Source organism: Alicyclobacillus herbarius DSM 13609 (assembly GCF_000430585.1).
Lineage (GTDB): Bacteria > Bacillota > Bacilli > Alicyclobacillales > Alicyclobacillaceae > Alicyclobacillus_G > Alicyclobacillus_G herbarius.
The window spans coordinates 116050-132875 of record NZ_AUMH01000005.1 but is presented as its reverse complement, the minus strand read 5'-3'; the positions used below and the strand labels follow the sequence as shown (position 1 = coordinate 132875).

The following is a 16826-nucleotide window of genomic DNA, read 5'->3' as shown; positions in this document are numbered from 1 at the left end:
CGTTATCCGCCTCCAAATGCTTGTATAGGAATGGGTTACGTGTTCCTATCGCCCTCCGAGTCCACTAAACGAGATGCCCTCTACGATGTATCGCTGGGCGACTAAATAAACAATCAAACTTGGTACCACGGCCAAGGCAGCGCCAGCCATTAACAGGTTCCACTGTGTCCCGTATTGGCCGTGAAAAGCCTGCAGTCCCAGGGGGAGTGTGAATTTCGACTTGTCGTTTGTAACAATTAAGGGCCACAACAGGTTGTTCCAATAACTGATAAACGTAAATACGGCCAAAGCCGCGAATCCTGGCTTGGCTAATGGTAGAATAATCCGCCAATAGATCCGAAAGTGAGAGCAGCCGTCGATTCTGGCCGCCTCATCCAGTTCGAAAGGAATCGTCATGTAGAACTGACGCATTAGAAACGTCCCGAATGCTGTAAATGCCCAGGGCAAGATTAACGCCCAATAGGTATTGACCCAACCGATATACTTCATCAGGAGGAACATAGGTACCACGATGACCTGCTGAGGAACCATCAATGTCAGAAGATAAGCCGCAAATATTTGGTCGCGACTCTTAAAGTTTAATCGCGAGAAAGCGTATGCCGATAAACTCGAGGTAATGAGTGTTAGCAAGGTCCCGAGAACCGATACCAAAAGATCGTTAAACACAAAGCGACCGAATGGGAAGAATTGAACCGCCCGCGTGTAATTGGTCCACTGCAAATGGGACCCAATCCATTTCAAGGGGATGCTAAAAACTTCCGAGTCGGGTTTGAGGGAGGTAGCAAACATCCAGAGAAAAGGTATCGCAATGACCACGCAAGCCGCTGTTAAAAAGACATAATTGATGGTGTTCAACACGGTGGAATGCAACATCCGACTGCTAACTCGCCTCATAATGAACCCACCTTTTTTGCAAACGGAGCTGAATCATGGTCACAATCATGATGATGAAGAACATGACAACAGCTATGGCTGAGCCATACCCAATCTTGAAGTAATTAAACGCGTTATTGTAGATGTATAGCCCCAAAACATCGGTGGCGTCTCCTGGGCCCCCATTGGTTAAGACAAAAACCTGGTCAAAGGTCTGAAATGACGTTATCAACGTCATGACCATCCCAAAAAAGACGGACGGAGATATCATCGGAAGTTGAATTCTCCAAAACCTCCTCCAACGGCCAGCCCCGTCAATCGCGGCAGCTTCCAATAAATCCCTAGAGACCGATTGTAGACCAGCCAAAAAGATTAGCATGTTGTATCCAAACTGTTCCCAGACCGACATAAGGACAAGGGCTGGCATTGCCCAGTGTTCATTACCTAACCAATTCGGTCCCGACAACCCAAGAGATTTCAGGACCGAGTCGATGAGCCCGTATTCTGGATTGTAAAGCCACTGCCATACCATCGAGATCGCAACCGGCGGAACAAGTACGGGCAAGAACAATACAGCCCGAAACACCTGTATGCCTTTGATCTTTCGGTTTAGCCAGACCGCAAAAGATAGAGAGACAACGAGGTTCAAGGAAACATATACGACCACGTAATAGACAGTATGGAAGAGCACCTGTCCGAACAGAACGTCATGCGCAAACAACGTGACGTAGTTGCTCAAGCCGACAAACTCAGGTGGACTTGTCAACGACCATTTAAACAAACTCAAACCGAGCGCCATGACAATCGGCAGCAGAGTAAAGCATATGAAACCAATCAAATTCGGCAACAGAAACCAAAACGCAACTCTAGCCGCTGAACGGCGTTTCCGTACTCGCGTGTTGGTGTGAACCGACAGACTAACGGCATTGTCTACCACGTAACCACCCCCGAGACTCTATCTATTTAGAGAGTTCGGAATAACCCCCAGAAAAACGCGGTTACGTGTACAACCGCGTTTTTCTGGAAGAGAGCCATCAATCCTGCCTTATTGCTGAAGATTCGTCAGCTGATCTTGGATTTGTTGCATCCCCTCCTTTACTGGGGTTTGACCATTGAAGATTGGAATCATGGCTTTGCTGATAATATCGTTCGCCTGATTCCATGTATCCGTAATGCGATACCATTGAGAGTGATCTACGGCGTAGCTTAAAGCGGATTTGAACTGAGTGGTCGGTCCATGATAGTAGGAATCGCGCGCAGATTCACGTGCCGGATAAGCTCTGCCGGCTTGACCCAAAATCTTGAGTGAGTCTGTACTCGTGATTACGGAGATGGCCTTAAATGCAGCCTCTGGGTCTTTACAGTCCTTCGAGATCCCAAACCCGGAGCCAGCCGTGACAGATGTACTACCGTTGCTACCGGACGGAATCGGAGCTACACCGAACGGAAATTTCACCGTTTGGGTATAGTTAATAATGTCCCATGGACCGTCGACAACCATGGCAACCTTTCCAGATTCCCACTGCTCGACGGTCCAGTTCGAATCATTGGTGGAGACCATTTGCGGTGCTTGGTGATTCTTTGTAAAGTCGGCTAGTGTCTGAACCGTATCCTCTAATTTTGAATTGGTAAAGTCGTATTTTCCATCGGAAGTTAGGTAGTCGCCCCCGTTGGAAAGCACAAACGGCAGCCAACTGTCTGGAACCCCGTTATTCACAAATCCATAGTCGCCGTCACTACTGAGTTCCTTGACGTCCTTTTGAAATTCGCTCCATGTCCAGTTAGTCGATGGAAACGGAACATGATGCTTTTTAAATAACGTTTTGTTATAGAAAATCATTTCGGGCCCAAAATCATACGGCAGGGCTACTTGTTTTCCTTGATACTGGAGCGCTTTCAGGATAGATTGATTAAAGTCGTCGATTTGAATCGAAGGATCTTTCTTTATATAATCATCCAGCGGCAGAAAAGCGGATCCAAATCCTGGTGTCCGAAGGCTTTGTAATGAAATGATGTCTGGCAACGTATCACTGGCCATCTCTGTCTGTAGTTTTGTCCAATAATCTGCCCAACTGGCAGTTTGGAGTTTCACATGGATATTTGGGTACTTTTTTGTCACGTCAGCCGCCAATTGCTGCCACTTTTTTGTTTCCGCTTCACTGCCGCTCCACATAAACCAAGTCAGGGTTACCGACTTGTTGTTCGTCGAAGTTTTTGTGCCCGTGCCCGACGCATTTTGAGATGTGGAAGCATTTCCTCCGCACCCCGCTAACAGTGTCAACATGGATGCAATTGCAACCCCAGTGGTGCACCACTTTGCGTTCGACATAAAATACCCCCCTAAATGAACCATGTTTTCTCAAAGTCCCAATAAGTGGTGGTAATCAATGATAAAACCAAAACGCTTTAAAGACTCGGTTCACAAACCTGAGGAAGTTACCGTTAACATGGAGTACCGATACGACTCTGTTTCATTTGTTTTACGATGCAGCGTTTGTAACTGATGAGTCAACACGATCAGCACTGTCCACTATCAACCATTACCTTAGAAACAACTCAACTACCGGCACGAGAACGTTAGGTTTCCGAACCGGGATTTCCAAGGCAAGAGAATCCGGTACGTACTCAGGAGACGTGTGCGAATGAGGACTGCTCGCATCCATATCGAGAATTTTCACCTCGGAGGCGTCATGAAGAAATTGTGCATATGTGACCTTGCCGGCCAGCCCTTTCAGGTAAATGTGCCGATACGGCCACGAGAAGATGTGTAAGTATAGTCGTTTTCCCGCTTGTGTATATCGGCAGTCACTCGGTGGCTCGAAGTCGCTTTTGCCACAGCCATAGATGGAACGTCCGTGCAGACGCATCCACTTCCCAATCGAACGAAGTATTTCTACCGACGTCTCGTCGAATTCACCGCGTCCATTCGGCCCCACATTCAATAACAAATTACCGCCTTTGGAAACGGTGTCGACAAGCATCTTTACGACCAATTCGGGAGATTTCCAGTCTAGATTGTCCCGGTCATACCCCCAGCTCCCGTTAAGGGTTTGACAAGCCTCCCAAATCACTGGCTGACCGTCCCGAACCACCGTCCCCTGAGGTTGAACTTGTTCGGGGGTCACAACCCCTCGATGAAGGTCAAGCCTGTCATTCAAGATGATATCGGGTTGAAGCTCAAGCACCATTTTCTCAAGCTCTTCGGACTGCCAATCCTCTCTTCCCTTTCCTTTTGACCAGCCCCAGTTTCGGTCTGGATAGGAAAAGTCAAACCACATGTAATCAATCTTGCCGTAATTGGACAGCAACTCTTTCACTTGTGCCTTGAGAAACTGCGCATAATGCTCGATACGACGATTCGTCGATTGATCACTTCGGCTCTCATCTTCACGCAGGGGGTGAAAACCATCCACCGGAAAGTCAGGGTGGTGCCAGTCGATCAGCGAATGATAGAATCCAATTTTCAATCCTTGCTCGCGAAACGCGTCCACAAGCACTCGAATGACATCTTGCCCATACGGCGTATTTGTTACCTTGTAATCGGTTACTTTCGAGTCCCAAAGAGCAAACCCTTCATGGTGTTTGGTTGTAACCACCATGTACTTCATTCCCGCTTCCTTGGCCGTCTTCGCCCAAAGCTTCGGGTCAAACAAGTCCGGATTAAAGTGATAGAAATACTTCATGTACGCCTCAGGTGAAATCTTTTCGCGGCTCATGACCCATTCGTGACGAGCAGCTAGCGAGTAAAGCCCCCAATGAATGAACAAGCCAAATCGATCCTGAACAAACCATTCCGGATTCCCATAATTCGGCGGCCAATTGTACATATGACCCCTCCCGAAGTGTTGTTAACGTTATCATATCCGCTCCCGAGATGATTTGCAAGATTGTATAGACTATTTGGTGGATAAAAAAACAGGAGGCTTTACCTCCTGTTCTCCCGCGTTACCCAATCGCACTGAATGCGAAACAACAACCAAAAACAACGAGGGCTATCCCCTCCCTATCTTGTGAATGGGGTTTGGGACAGCCCCAAGACGGACTTGTGACCTAAAGTTTGTCACGAGGCACCTTACTCAATACGTTTATTTTACTCGATATTTACTTGTTGAGGTTATTCGGATTTACCGTCTACTTCGACGCGTTGATCACAATGCCCTTGATGAAGTATTTCTGTGCCAAGAAGAACAATATCAACAAGGGGACGATAGATACAACCGACGCGGCCATCAACAGGTTCCATGGGGTGGATCCAAACGCCGAAGAGAAATTCGCCAACCCAAGGGCAATGGGAAACTTGTTGGTTGTGTTCAAATAGATCAGCGGCCCCATCAGGTCGTTCCAGCGGTACATAAACTCCAAGATCCCGACCGTAGCCATAGACGGTATTGACAACGGTAAAATGATGCGAAAGAAGATGGTGAAATAGCCACCTCCGTCCACTTTCACCGCCTCGTCCAAATCACGCGGGATTCCGAGGTAAAACTGCCGCAGCAGGAAGATATTAAACGCACTAGCCGCGAAAAAGGCAGGCACAATCAGCGGTAGATACGTATCTATCCAGCCCAGTCCCACGAATTCCAGATACTGCGGTATCATCGTGACCTGCGGCGGCACCATCATTGTCGCCAGTACCAAGGCGAAGATGATATTCTTCCCACGCGCCCGCAGCCGGGCAAAGCCAAACGCGACCACTGCGCACGAAAATGTGGAGCCGATTACACACAGAACCGAGTACACCACGGTGTTCAAAAGATATCGTCCGACCGGCTCGACTGTGAAGATATCGACGAAGTTCCTCCATCGGAAGGGGTGCGGGATCCACTGTGGCGGCATGAGGCTGACGGCTCCCTGATCTTTCAAAGCGGTCGATACCATCCAGGCCACCGGGAACAAGAAGAAGCAAGAGCCGATGATGAGAAGCATGTAAACGAGCACCTTGCCCGATAAGCTTAAATTCCCGGGCGCAAATCTGGCAGCTGTTTTCGGCATCCTAGTTCCCTCCCTGGACAGGGTCCTCGTAATAGACATACTTCTTCGACACATGCAAGGACAAAAACGTCAGCGCGGCGACGATGATGAACAAAATCCAGGCCTGGGCCGAAGCGTATCCCATACGGAACTGATTGAACGCCGTATCGAATAAGTAGTACACATAGAAATACGAGTTGTAGTTCGGTCCGCCTTGCGTAATCACGTACGCCTGTGTAAATACTTGGAAGGAATTGATGATACCAATGATGACATTGAACAGGATGACCGGCGAAATCAACGGCACAGTGATGCGCAAAAACTGCTTAAACTTGCTCGCCCCATCAAGCGCCGCAGCTTCGTAAAGGTCTGTGGGCAGACTCTGCAAGCTTGCCAAGAAGATGATCATGGTCCCGCCGATGGAAGTCATGGTCATCAACACGAATGAAGGGACGACAGTGTGAATTCCCGAAAACCACAGGATCCCGTGGATCCCGATGAAAGACAAGAGATAATTCACCACACCGAAGACCGGGTTGAGCAGCCAGGACCACAGGAAAGAAATCGCCACGCCAGCGATGATGGACGGCGCGTAGAAGATGGTGCGGAAAACGGATTGTCCTTTCACCTTCTGGTTGAGCAGGACGGCCAGTAGTAGAGCCAAGATAATGTCAAACGGTACCGACAGAACCGTGTACAAAATGGTCACTTCAAGGGACTTATAGAAGATGGGGTCCTGAAAGATATCGATAAAGTTTTTCAAGCCAACAAACACGGGCGAGGACGTTACATCGTATTTCGTAAAACTGAGGGCCAGGGATGCGACAATCGGACCTCCCGAAAACGCAAGAAAGCCGATGACCCACGGCGAAATGAATAGCCAGAACATCCTCTCTTCCTTGCGTTCCGCAATGCTCCGCTGTCTCTTTTCCAAGACCGGTAGTTTTGTGAGTGAAGTATTTACAGCCTTCATGCTCATACGATTTCCTCCCCTCGGCGCTGAATACCGGCAGACCATTTGTCATCGTGTCATTTAGTGGCGCTTCGCTGTTTGTATTCCCGGCTGAACGCTGTATTTGCTATTACAGAAATGACCGTACAGTGCTACGATCCTTGATGTGAAACCGCTTACTGTTCAAACGGCTTTAAACCGTTGCCAATCTGCTTGATGGCTTGCGGAATGCTCAACTGACCGGAATACACCGCATTCCCGGCCTGGGCGAGGAGGTTGGTGATGGCGTTGTAATGAACAATCATGTGATTCGCCGACTCGCTTCCGTGCGCGACGGCTCCCTCTTGCAACTGCTTCAACTGTGCTACAGGGATGCCTGTCCTTTTGGACATCTGTTGATACCATTGCTGTAATAATTGTTGCTGCGGCGGAGTCGCATTGGACGTCTCCATGTACCACTTCAGGCCGGTCTTTGGATCGACGATCGTCTTCAGCAGCTCCCAGGCGGCTTGTTTGTGTTTACTGTCTTTGGCTATCCCCATGCAGTCTACGTATAGCACGTCACGACGGTCGGACACCGTATACGGCAGCGCCGCGGCACTCCAGTGGAATTGGGCTGGTAGATAGGTCCAAAGCCCCCAACCGCCGTTCATAATCATGGCCACTTTCCCGGTCAGGAACGGATCACCCAGAGCGGACATCGCGCTCGATTGGCTGGCTGTCGGTGAGACGTCATTTTCCAGCCGCGCAAGGGAGAACCGTCAGAGGGCGGACATCGCGCTCGATTGGCTGGCTGTCGGTGAGACCTTGTCCTTGAAGACCAAGTTATAGTGTGCCTGCATCGACTTCTTTATCGCCGGATCCGTTAGGGTCGGCTGGGGGATACCGGATTGATAGGACTCTTTCGTGAACAGGTCTCCTCCCCACAGCCAGGCGTCCCCATTCACATCGAACGAGTCAATCAATCCATACTGCTTGTTCCCCGCACTCCCCCTGGTTAACTTCTTGGCGTCTTGGACCATCTTCGCCCAGGTCCACGATTTATCATTCCAATTGGTTGGGAGATTGGGGATTCCGGCCTGTTTAAAGAGATCCTTGTTATAGAACAAGAAAGAACCAAGAATATTCAATGAGATGGCATATATATGACCATTTACGGTATATGGCTGTAACGACTTCGGGTTCCAACCTTGCAACATGCCAGGAGTTTTCTTGATATACGGTGTCAGGTCCAATAGGTCTCTCTGATACGTACGAAACCCGGCGTTCGCCCAATTCGGGGCAAAGACATCCGGAGGGTCTCCAGCCGCGAACATCGTTTGCATTTTTTGATCGATCTCGGATTGAGGGATGACGGTCAATTGAACGCGAATGTTTGGATGGCGTTTTTCGAAATAGGCGATCACTTTGTGTTCCCATTGTTGCTCAGCAGGAGTACTGCGGACCAGCCAGGTGATGGTGGTAATCTTGCTCGCGGAAGAAGCATTTCCACATCCTGTTACTGTGCTTGCAAGCACGCCGATTGTGCCGACGGATGCCATGGCTCTCTTCTGGATATTTTTCATTTCATCGCCCCGCTTATAATTCTGGTATGTTGGGTGCCATTCACTCAAAAACTTGAATATAAGCGGTTTCAAATTTCTCAAGAAAAATGAGCGGCTGAATGGTGCACCATGTCCAGATACCCCCCTTCTTTAGCAACATTACGACTAATCCTTCAATTGTATGATACAGCTCTTATTATTCAATGTGATCAAATCTGTTTATGAAATAATTTTCAATATTATATAGACCATGGGTGAATCGAGAGTCCCATTCAAGTCGACAGATACCGGTACAAAGACTCCGGCACAGGAATCCCCTGTTTGATCCGTTCATCATGGAGAATTTGCTCCGGTTCCCCAGGTACGAGAACGCGGTCGAACCCGGCAGCCGGTGCGACCTCGTGCAGCTCGTCAATCATTTGGTCGATCCGCATGAGAAAATCGGATCGCTCCATAAATAGTCCTGGGTCCATCGCACAGACGAAGTGACCGAGTTTGCGCATCTTGTCGTAGTCCTGGTACATGGGCTGGATATGAGGACCAAACGCGGAACCAGTAAGAATCCCACACAGAATATCGACGACCATGGCTAAGCCGTAACCCTTTGGGCCTGCAAAGGGGAGTAGAGCGACAACCCGGTGCGGGTCTGTACACGGGCGGCCCAGCTCGTCGACTCCCCAATCTGGAGGGATGGCTGCCCCCACTTCCCGCGCGTGGAGGACCTTGCCAAACGCCACACTGCTTGTCGCCATGTCGAGAATAACGGGTCTGTGTCGCGCGGCTGGAAACCCGTAGGCGATTGGATTGGTTCCGAAATACGGGGTGGCACCGCCAAACGGTACGACCGCCTTGTCGGTTTGCGTCATCGCCAGGCCAATCATGTTCGCACCTACCGCCTGCTGGACAAAGTACGACAATGCCCCACTGTGGCTGCTGTTCACGACACCGACCACACCGATGCCATATTCTTTCGCCAACGCGATGGCGGAGTTCATCGCCTCTTTCATGACCACGTGCCCCATCCCATCATCGCCGTCAAAAACGCCCGCCACAGTCCCGGTCGGACGGAACGTAAAATCAGGCTCAGGATTGACGCCGCCTTGCCGAATGCGCTTGACGTAGTGTTCTGTACGCAATACACCATGGGAATGAACCCCTCTTAAATCCGCGTGAACCAGAACATCCGCCACAACGAGTGCGTGTTCCCGCGGCAATCCAGCAGAGGTGAGTTTGCGCACCACCATATCCTTCAAATCTGGTTCCTGAACGATGACGTCTACCATGGCCAGCACCATCCCCTCTCGCTACTCACCTTAGTCAGCGGATACACCATACGGCTGCGTAGGATTCGAAATCACAGGTTGAATCGGTTCAACTTTGCCCAGGCCAAACAGGTATGTAAGAGCACCAATCAAGGTCATCGCGCCCGAGACCAACAGGGCCGGGACAAAGGAGTGCGCCGCCGCCACAATCGCCCCCGTGACAATCGGTCCGAGAATGCCCGCAATGTTGGACGCACAGTTTTGGATGCCGCCGACCGTGGATGTCATATTCGCCGGCGCGACGTCGCCTGGAAGCGACCAAATCGCACAAGCGGCAAACTCCAATCCGGCGTACGAAATGGCCAAAAGAGCAACCGCCCACACCGCAGAGTTCACGAGACCAGCCAGCGCGATGGATGTTGCAATAATCATGCCGCCGACCAGGTGAACCTTTCGCACGACCGTCAGCGATAAGCCCTTCGTGTAGAGAAAGTCCATCGTCCAGCCGGCGACGAGCTCCGCGACCAACCCGGCCAACGGAGGAATCATCGCGACAAACCCCATCGTCATCATCTTCATTCCACGTTCATTAACCAGGTAGTCCGGGAACCACGTGATGAAAAAGTAGATGGCATAATTGAGTGTAAAGAAGCCAACGCACATCGCCCAAATGTTTCGATACCGGAACAACTCATACCACTTCATCGGGACCTGGGCCGAGAGCCCTTCCTTTTTGACCTGGCCCTCACGGATGTATCGAATCTCTTCCGCATTCGCGTAACGGTGTTTTTCCGGATCGCGATAATACCAGACCCAGACGGCTACCCACACCAGTCCCAATAGTCCAGATACGATGAATGGAACCTGCCAACCAAAGTGAGACATCAAGAGCACGATGAGCGGCATCGCAACTGCCGTACCCACCTTGGATCCGCTATCAAAAATGCCCGAAACACGAGCTCGCTCCTTGTCTGGAAACCATTTCGCGGTCACGCCCGCGTTGCTCGGATAGGCCCCCGCCTCCCCCAAACCGAGAAGGAGCCGAATCCCGACTAAAGCGCCGAAACTCCTGGCTGCCGCGGTCAGGGCGGTCATGACCGACCACCAGCCAACGGCGAATGCCAAACTGATGCGATGGCCAATCTTATCCGCAAACCATCCGGACGGTATCTGAAAAAAGGCGTAGGTCCAAAAGAATGATGACATCACAATGCCCATATCGACCGAATTGATATGCAACTGCTGGGATAAGACCGGTGCCGCAGCCGATAGATTGCTTCGGTCGATGTAGTTGATGGCAATCGCTGCCCACATCAAAAACGCAATCACCCAACGTGCATTCGTCTTCCCCGAACTCCGTACAGGAACCGAACCCATATGTGACCTCCCCAGTTTGACTTGCAAGGCGGTTGCACCGTATGCTTCACGGTGTAAAGGCTTGGCAGCCCGAAGCTATGCGGCTTAGGAACGAACTAGCCCATCCGGGGGTACGGGCATCAAGGCGATGGCGCGGACTGGCGACCCAGACCCGTCTTTAAAAGGCAATGGTAGTGCCAAAAAAATCGAAAACGGAGGGAGGACAGCTAGGTTATGCAGGTTTTCCACAATCAAAACGCCATGCCCAAGCAGTGTGTGGTGTGCAGGGTTGTCTTCACTTCCATAGACGTCAATCGCCATCGTGTCGCAGCCTACCAGCTTCACGCCTTTTTCCACGACATACGCGGCAGCGTCCTGAGACAACCCTGGCCATTCCCGAGTAAACCCTGCACCTCTCGGCTGCGTATCCCACCATTTGTCCCAGCGAAAGTGAAGTAAGAGAATACTACATCCCCCCACGCATACGACTCGTACAGTGTGCGCCCAAAACGAGCTTGCGTGGGCCAACATGGAATGCCCTCTTGGAGCGTGTGTGTCAGGTCCACAATCTGAAACTGATGCTTCAAGCAGCCCAACAACGTGTTTATCGGGTCCACTACGCGTCCCTCCCCTCCAACTCACGAAGTCTGCTGCGCGACTTGTCTCCCGGCCGTTTCCTTAAGAAAGAACATCGGGACGAAGGTCAAGGCGCACGTGAAAGCAAGCATAATGTAGCCCCATGTCCAGCCAAAGTGCTGAATGAAGAATCCAGCCACCGAAGCATGCCGATGATTCTATAAAGCGCTTTCAAGCCGGACATCTGACGTGAGGCTTCCTCCTCTCAGCGGGGTGCGGCGTCCCATGGCTCGTATCTGCGTTCCGCCACCTGGGAAAGATGAATGCGATTACATCAAATCACCACCTCTCTTTCCAAATGCGTGTCCGGAAAGGGGCGGAAGTTCTGACCCCTTTTCGGACAACGTCGCTAAGCATATGCCTGATACACCTCCACAAACCTGCGCGCGATGGCCTGAATCGCCGCAAAATCCCGCGTCGCCAACCGACGCTTGTCGACCAGGGAACTGCCGAGCCCCCAGCCCACCGCGCCCGCTGCGAGAAACTCAGCGGCATTGTCGAGGTTCACCCCGCCCACGGCCAACAGCGGGATGTCGGGAAACGGTCCGCGCAAGTCGCGGAAGTATCCGGAACCCACGGACGCACTGGGAAACACCTTTATCAGGCTGGCGCCCGCCTGATGGGCGGTGGCAATCTCGGTCGGAGTCAAGGCGCCGGCGAACACGGGCAGGCCCTGGTCAACGCCGTAGCGAATCAGGTCCACGTCGACATGTGGTGTAACCAGGTACCGCGCGCCCGCGAGCTTTGCGGCGCGAGCCTCCTCTACCGACATCACCGTACCCGCACCGATGCCCATTTCTTCACCATACACCCCCTTTAGCGTGCGTATCATTTCAAGCGCCCCCGGCGTGTTCAGGGTGACCTCCATCAGCCGCACGCCGCCCTGGTACAGGGCGTCGGCCAAGGGAAGAATATCTCCCTCGGCGACGCCGCGGGCGATGGCGATGACGCCCGTCTCCTGGAGCCAGTCCTGCATATGTGCATCCATCTCTGCGCTCCTCCTTCGCTTACAGAGGTGGTCCGGACACGCATTTACGGCCAGTACAAAAACCGTTCGCCGACCGCGAGCATGTGAAACTTCACGTGCCGGCGGTGCTGGAACCAGTAGTCGACAAAGTACGCCGGGTTGTCACGGTTGTTGGGAAACATATCAAAGTGAATCGGGATTATGAGATCCGCTCCGACGGCGTCCGCGAAGTCGAGCGCCTCGCGGGCGTTCATGTTCCCGACAATGCCGCGCCGCGTCCGCTCGTAATCGCGCCCATTGATGGGCAACAGCACAATGTGCGGCCGCTCTGCCCGGACGGTCTCCACCAGCGCCTCCGTCACTAGCGTATCCCCGCTGTGAAAGACTCGTAAACCGCCCGCCTCCACCAGGTAGCCCAGGTAGTGGTGGTTGCCCTCTGCATCCGTCCGATATTCCGTGTGCGCCGCCGCCACCGGCCGCACGTGAAACGAGCCCAGCTGGACGTCTGTTTCAACCCGCATCGGCACCACGGCGTTTGAGTCAATCCCACCTGTGGTCAGAAGCCCTACATGCGGCACTGGAACCCCGATTTTCGTCTCCGGTGACGCCTCGGCCAGGGGCCGCAGGGTAGCTAGATCCAGGTGATCGTCGTGCTCATGCGTGACCAACACAGCCGCCACCCCAGCTAGGTCTTCTGGGTGGAGGGGCGGTGGAAACTCGCGGACAAACTCGGTGTCCGGTGAATTCTGCTCAATCGACCGGGACAGGTACGGATCGACGACGATGGCATCCCCCATCCCGTCGGTCTCACCGGCCACCTTGAGAACGACGCCCGCCTGGCCCAGGCTCCAGATGGCGACCGCACCCTCTGGAACGCGCGTCTCCCGGATGTCCGAGGCCAGGGCCGATCCGAACCTATATACGTACGCCACATTCATCCCTTCCTTCCCATCACCACTCAGCCACGGTGCCGTCTTCGTTTCGCCACACCGGGTTCTTCCACCGGTGCCCCTCGGCCGCCGCCTGACGCACCCGCTCTTCGTCAATTTCGATGCCTAACCCGGGCCCTTTCGGCAATGAAACAAACCCGTCTTCATACCGGAACACCGTCGCGTCGCTCAGGTAATCCAGCAAATCGTTTCCCTGGTTGTAGTGGATACCCAGGCTCTGCTCTTGGATGAACACGTTCGGCGTCGCGGCGTCCACCTGCAGGCTGGCTGCGAGGGCAATCGGGCCGAGCGGACAGTGCGGCGCCACGGCCACATCATACGCCTCCGCCATGGCGGCAATCTTTCGCACCTCGGAGATGCCACCCGCGTGGGACAGGTCGGGCTGAATCACGTCGACGTACCCGTCTTGCAAAAGGCGCTTAAAGTCCCAGCGGGAAAACATCCGCTCGCCAGTGGCTATCGGCGTCGTCGTGTGTCGGGCGATTTCGCGCAGTGCCTCGTTATGCTCCGGCAACACCGGTTCTTCAATGAACATCAGGTCAAAGGCGGACAGCTCGCGGGCCAAAACCTTGGCCATCGCCTTATGCACGCGGCCGTGAAAGTCGACCGCGATGCCAAAATCGCGCCCCACCGCATCCCGCACCGCCTGTACACGCTCCAGCACCGCGTCTACCTTGACATGCGAATCGATGTAGTGCAGTTCCTCCGTGGCGTTCATCTTGATGGCCGTGAAGCCCTGCTCCCGTTTCATCCAGGCCTGTTCGCCCACGTCGCTCGGTCTGTCGCCGCCAATCCAGGCGTACACGCGGACCTTATCGCGGACGCGACCGCCCAAAAACTCGTAAACCGGGAGTTGGTACCGCTTGCCTTTTAGGTCCCACAACGCCTGGTCAATTCCGGCGATGGCACTCATCAGAATGGGACCCCCGCGGTAAAAGCCGCCCCGATACAGCACCTGCCAGGTGTCTTCAATCCGGTCGGCGTCCTGGCCAATCACGTAGTCGGCCAGCTCCCGCACCGCCGCGGCCACCGTCTCCGCGCGCCCCTCGACAATCGGCTCCCCCCAGCCAACGAAGCCGTCCTCACTGGTCACCTTGAGAAACAGCCACCTGGGCGGCACCGGAAACAGTTCGATGCGCGCGATTTTCATCTGCGTCACCCCCGTCTTGGGAAGAATTCGCCACCGCCTCTTCCCACACCTCCAGCGGCACCACCCCGTGCGCCGCATCGGTGCAGTGGGTCAAACGGTTGGCCGCCGAAACTCGCCGACGCCGAGTGAGCATGCGCGCCTTGCGCTCCTCCACCAGCGTTTGGCGATCCGCTTGCCAATCGCCAGCTGCCACCTGCACGCGGCCTTCGCGCAGGGCCTGGCTGTCCAGGAGGTCAATCCGCCGCCGGCGAAAGCCCAACTGCACCACGTCGCCCGTGCGCAGGTAGAGAATCCCGCCGCCGCGAATCGCCTCCGGAGTCACGTGCCCAATCGCCGCACCGTACGTCACGCCCGAATAACGGCCATCGCTCAGCAGTACCGATAACTTCTGCAGCGCCCGATTGGCGTTGATGTGCTGCATCGGTGTAAACATCTCTGGCATTCCGTACGCCTCCGGCCCCTGCCCGGCGATGACCACCGCCACCTTGAGCAGGCGCTCCTCCACCATTTTTCGGAAGAGATCGTCATAGTCCGTTGGCGCCTCACCCTGCCCGCCGTTCAGCCGGTACAAGGCTCGCAACACGTCCTCGTCGACCACCCGTTCCTTTCGCCAGTGCTCGGTCAATTCCGGATTGAGCAGGTGTTGGTTGGCCTCATCCTCGTCCTGGAAGTAGACCACCACCGCCAGCTTGTCGTCAAACTCGTCCAACTGTTCCGTCGCCATGCCACTGATTTTGACCACCGCGCTTTCAAAGAAGTTGCTGCGCAGAATGTCCACCCCGCTGAACGGGCGCCGCGGCGAGGAAAGGATGATGGGATTGTCTTTGACGTTGTCTGCGGCCAAGCCCTTTTTATCCTCCAACCGCTGGCGCCAGGTAGTACCGGTGATGGTGAGCGCGTCGAGGTCCATCGGCACGCCATTTTGCACCAGTTCGTAAATCAGCGTCTCCATCCCCCGTGAATAGCCGGCGCCACACTGCAAGGCGAGGGCGTAGATATCCCGCCCTTCCGTCAGGCTGTAGTCGAACAAGTCGGGGATGGGGTACTCCTGACAGACCCGCTCCACGTCATACAGGCTGTAGGGCTGGCCCGCGTAAATCATGGCAGCGACGATGTGCATCATCAAATTGGTTGATCCGCCCGCCGCACTGTGAACGCGTATGGCGTTGCGGATGTTGGCGCGCACCAGTTCGGACACGCTGAACTCAGGCCGGTTGATGACCGCGAGTAGCGCCCCGACACACTCGTCAATCTGCGCCCGCGTGGGGGGCACCGTCAGCAGCTCCACCGTCGGGTGGACGAGACCCAGACCAGCCATCGCATCCCGGGAGCTGTTGCCCGTGCCGTGGAAGGCGCAGATGCCGCCCGCACTGTCGCAGGTGTTCACCGCCAGCACCTGTTCGTACAGCTTGTGCTGTGCGTGGGTGATAACCCCTTCCTTGACGGCGCGCGTCAACACCCCTTGGAACGCGGTGTTGGAGGAACACTGGAGGATGTACGCCATCGCGTCGCGCAGATCGTAAGCAACGTCCGGCAGCCCCATTGCCTCGGCGCGGGCCGCCACGCCCTCCAATTCCGCGCGCAGTTTCTCGGGGATGGTGCCACCCTTGAGCACGTGCACCGGCGCAAACGTCGCCATGACCGGCGCCTCACCACGCCGACGGCGAACTACGTCCAACTGCGCCAGGCCGCACAACACGCCAAACGGCTGTTTGTCACAGCTCTGAATCACGAACGCCCCGTGGTACGACTGCGCCTCCAGGTGGTTAATCACCATACTCGCAATCGCCTGCCGGCTCTGCAGGGAATAACTCATCCCCATCGTGTTCTGAGCGGTGCCATCGCACAATACCGGAATGGCCGCATAGAACGGCACCGCGCCGTGAGCCCACAAAGAGAGAGCGGATCGGGCAACAGTCCAGAGGTCCATCACGTGGGCCGGGTGATCCCAGGACCCGCCGATGATGGCGATGCGCGGCGCATTCTCTTCGAGGCGCGTGTAGATCTCATCGAGCGTCCAGGTGACTGGGGTATCGGCCGCTTCCGGCCCCAAGATGAGCCTCGCCTTGTCCAAGAGACCCGCCACCGTAATCGGTTCGTTGGCCTTGCCCTGCACGTTCCATTGATACGGGTTGATTGGGTTGTTGATGCGCAAACGTTCCATG

At 54.2% G+C, this 16826-nt stretch carries 13 protein-coding genes and 1 pseudogene; all 14 read right to left on the bottom strand.

The genetic code is table 11. The features are described from left to right. Positions 1–45 precede the first annotated feature (45 nt). The 14 genes and pseudogenes from H522_RS0105025 to H522_RS17705 all read right to left on the bottom strand — a co-directional run bounded on the left by H522_RS0105025 (position 46) and on the right by H522_RS17705 (position 16825). A complete protein-coding gene (locus H522_RS0105025) occupies positions 46–894 on the bottom strand; it encodes a carbohydrate ABC transporter permease (protein ID WP_026961466.1) in 849 nt (282 codons plus the stop codon). Beyond that, positions 881–1810, bottom strand: coding sequence for a carbohydrate ABC transporter permease (locus tag H522_RS17720; protein ID WP_035452667.1), 930 nt, complete (start codon positions 1808–1810; stop codon positions 881–883). Before H522_RS17720 ends, H522_RS0105025 begins: the two co-directional genes overlap by 14 nt. A 108-nt stretch (positions 1811–1918) precedes the next feature. Next, positions 1919–3202: an ABC transporter substrate-binding protein gene (locus tag H522_RS17715; protein ID WP_051343915.1), complete on the bottom strand. Its 1284-nt coding sequence runs from the start codon at positions 3200–3202 to the stop codon at positions 1919–1921. Between the two features lie 211 nt (positions 3203–3413). Then, complete coding sequence (locus tag H522_RS0105010) at positions 3414–4700, bottom strand: alpha-L-fucosidase (protein ID WP_026961465.1); 1287 nt, start codon at positions 4698–4700, stop codon at positions 3414–3416. A gap of 304 nt (positions 4701–5004) precedes the next feature. Further along, on the bottom strand, positions 5005–5865 hold the full coding sequence (locus H522_RS0105005) for a carbohydrate ABC transporter permease (protein ID WP_026961464.1): 861 nt from the start codon (positions 5863–5865) through the stop codon (positions 5005–5007). Between the two features lies 1 nt (position 5866). Next, complete coding sequence (locus H522_RS0105000; RefSeq protein ID WP_081411886.1) at positions 5867–6823, bottom strand: carbohydrate ABC transporter permease; 957 nt, start codon at positions 6821–6823, stop codon at positions 5867–5869. Between the two features lie 149 nt (positions 6824–6972). Beyond that, positions 6973–8337, bottom strand: a pseudogene (locus tag H522_RS22045) (ABC transporter substrate-binding protein). 275 nt (positions 8338–8612) lie between these two features. Beyond that, a complete protein-coding gene (gene allD / locus H522_RS0104980; protein ID WP_026961460.1) occupies positions 8613–9623 on the bottom strand; it encodes an ureidoglycolate dehydrogenase in 1011 nt (336 codons plus the stop codon). A 30-nt stretch (positions 9624–9653) separates the two neighbouring features. Beyond that, complete coding sequence (locus H522_RS17710; protein WP_035452663.1) at positions 9654–10979, bottom strand: MFS transporter; 1326 nt, start codon at positions 10977–10979, stop codon at positions 9654–9656. Between the two features lie 84 nt (positions 10980–11063). Beyond that, positions 11064–11438: a cyclase family protein gene (locus H522_RS20945; protein ID WP_211230650.1), complete on the bottom strand. Its 375-nt coding sequence runs from the start codon at positions 11436–11438 to the stop codon at positions 11064–11066. A gap of 505 nt (positions 11439–11943) precedes the next feature. Then, positions 11944–12582, bottom strand: coding sequence for a bifunctional 4-hydroxy-2-oxoglutarate aldolase/2-dehydro-3-deoxy-phosphogluconate aldolase (locus H522_RS0104960; protein ID WP_026961458.1), 639 nt, complete (start codon positions 12580–12582; stop codon positions 11944–11946). A gap of 44 nt (positions 12583–12626) precedes the next feature. After that, positions 12627–13493: an MBL fold metallo-hydrolase gene (locus H522_RS0104955; RefSeq protein WP_162143478.1), complete on the bottom strand. Its 867-nt coding sequence runs from the start codon at positions 13491–13493 to the stop codon at positions 12627–12629. Between the two features lie 19 nt (positions 13494–13512). Further along, positions 13513–14661 (bottom strand): galactonate dehydratase, encoded by a 1149-nt coding sequence (gene dgoD / locus H522_RS0104950; RefSeq protein WP_026961456.1) that lies wholly within the window; start codon positions 14659–14661, stop codon positions 13513–13515. Continuing rightward, complete coding sequence (locus H522_RS17705) at positions 14594–16825, bottom strand: dihydroxy-acid dehydratase domain-containing protein (RefSeq protein ID WP_081411884.1); 2232 nt, start codon at positions 16823–16825, stop codon at positions 14594–14596. Before H522_RS17705 ends, dgoD begins: the two co-directional genes overlap by 68 nt. Position 16826: the final 1 nt, after the last annotated feature.

Coding starts and splice junctions, on each gene's coding strand:
- H522_RS0105025 (WP_026961466.1), bottom strand. CDS start 894: ATGAGGCGAGTTAGCAGTCGGATGTTGCATTCCACCGTGTTGAACACC.
- H522_RS17715 (WP_051343915.1), bottom strand. CDS start 3,202: ATGTCGAACGCAAAGTGGTGCACCACTGGGGTTGCAATTGCATCCATG.
- H522_RS0105010 (WP_026961465.1), bottom strand. CDS start 4,700: ATGTACAATTGGCCGCCGAATTATGGGAATCCGGAATGGTTTGTTCAG.
- H522_RS0105005 (WP_026961464.1), bottom strand. CDS start 5,865: ATGCCGAAAACAGCTGCCAGATTTGCGCCCGGGAATTTAAGCTTATCG.
- H522_RS0105000 (WP_081411886.1), bottom strand. CDS start 6,823: ATGAGCATGAAGGCTGTAAATACTTCACTCACAAAACTACCGGTCTTG.
- allD (WP_026961460.1), bottom strand. CDS start 9,623: ATGGTAGACGTCATCGTTCAGGAACCAGATTTGAAGGATATGGTGGTG.
- H522_RS17710 (WP_035452663.1), bottom strand. CDS start 10,979: ATGGGTTCGGTTCCTGTACGGAGTTCGGGGAAGACGAATGCACGTTGG.
- H522_RS0104960 (WP_026961458.1), bottom strand. CDS start 12,582: ATGGATGCACATATGCAGGACTGGCTCCAGGAGACGGGCGTCATCGCC.
- dgoD (WP_026961456.1), bottom strand. CDS start 14,661: ATGAAAATCGCGCGCATCGAACTGTTTCCGGTGCCGCCCAGGTGGCTG.
- H522_RS17705 (WP_081411884.1), bottom strand. CDS start 16,825: ATGGAACGTTTGCGCATCAACAACCCAATCAACCCGTATCAATGGAAC.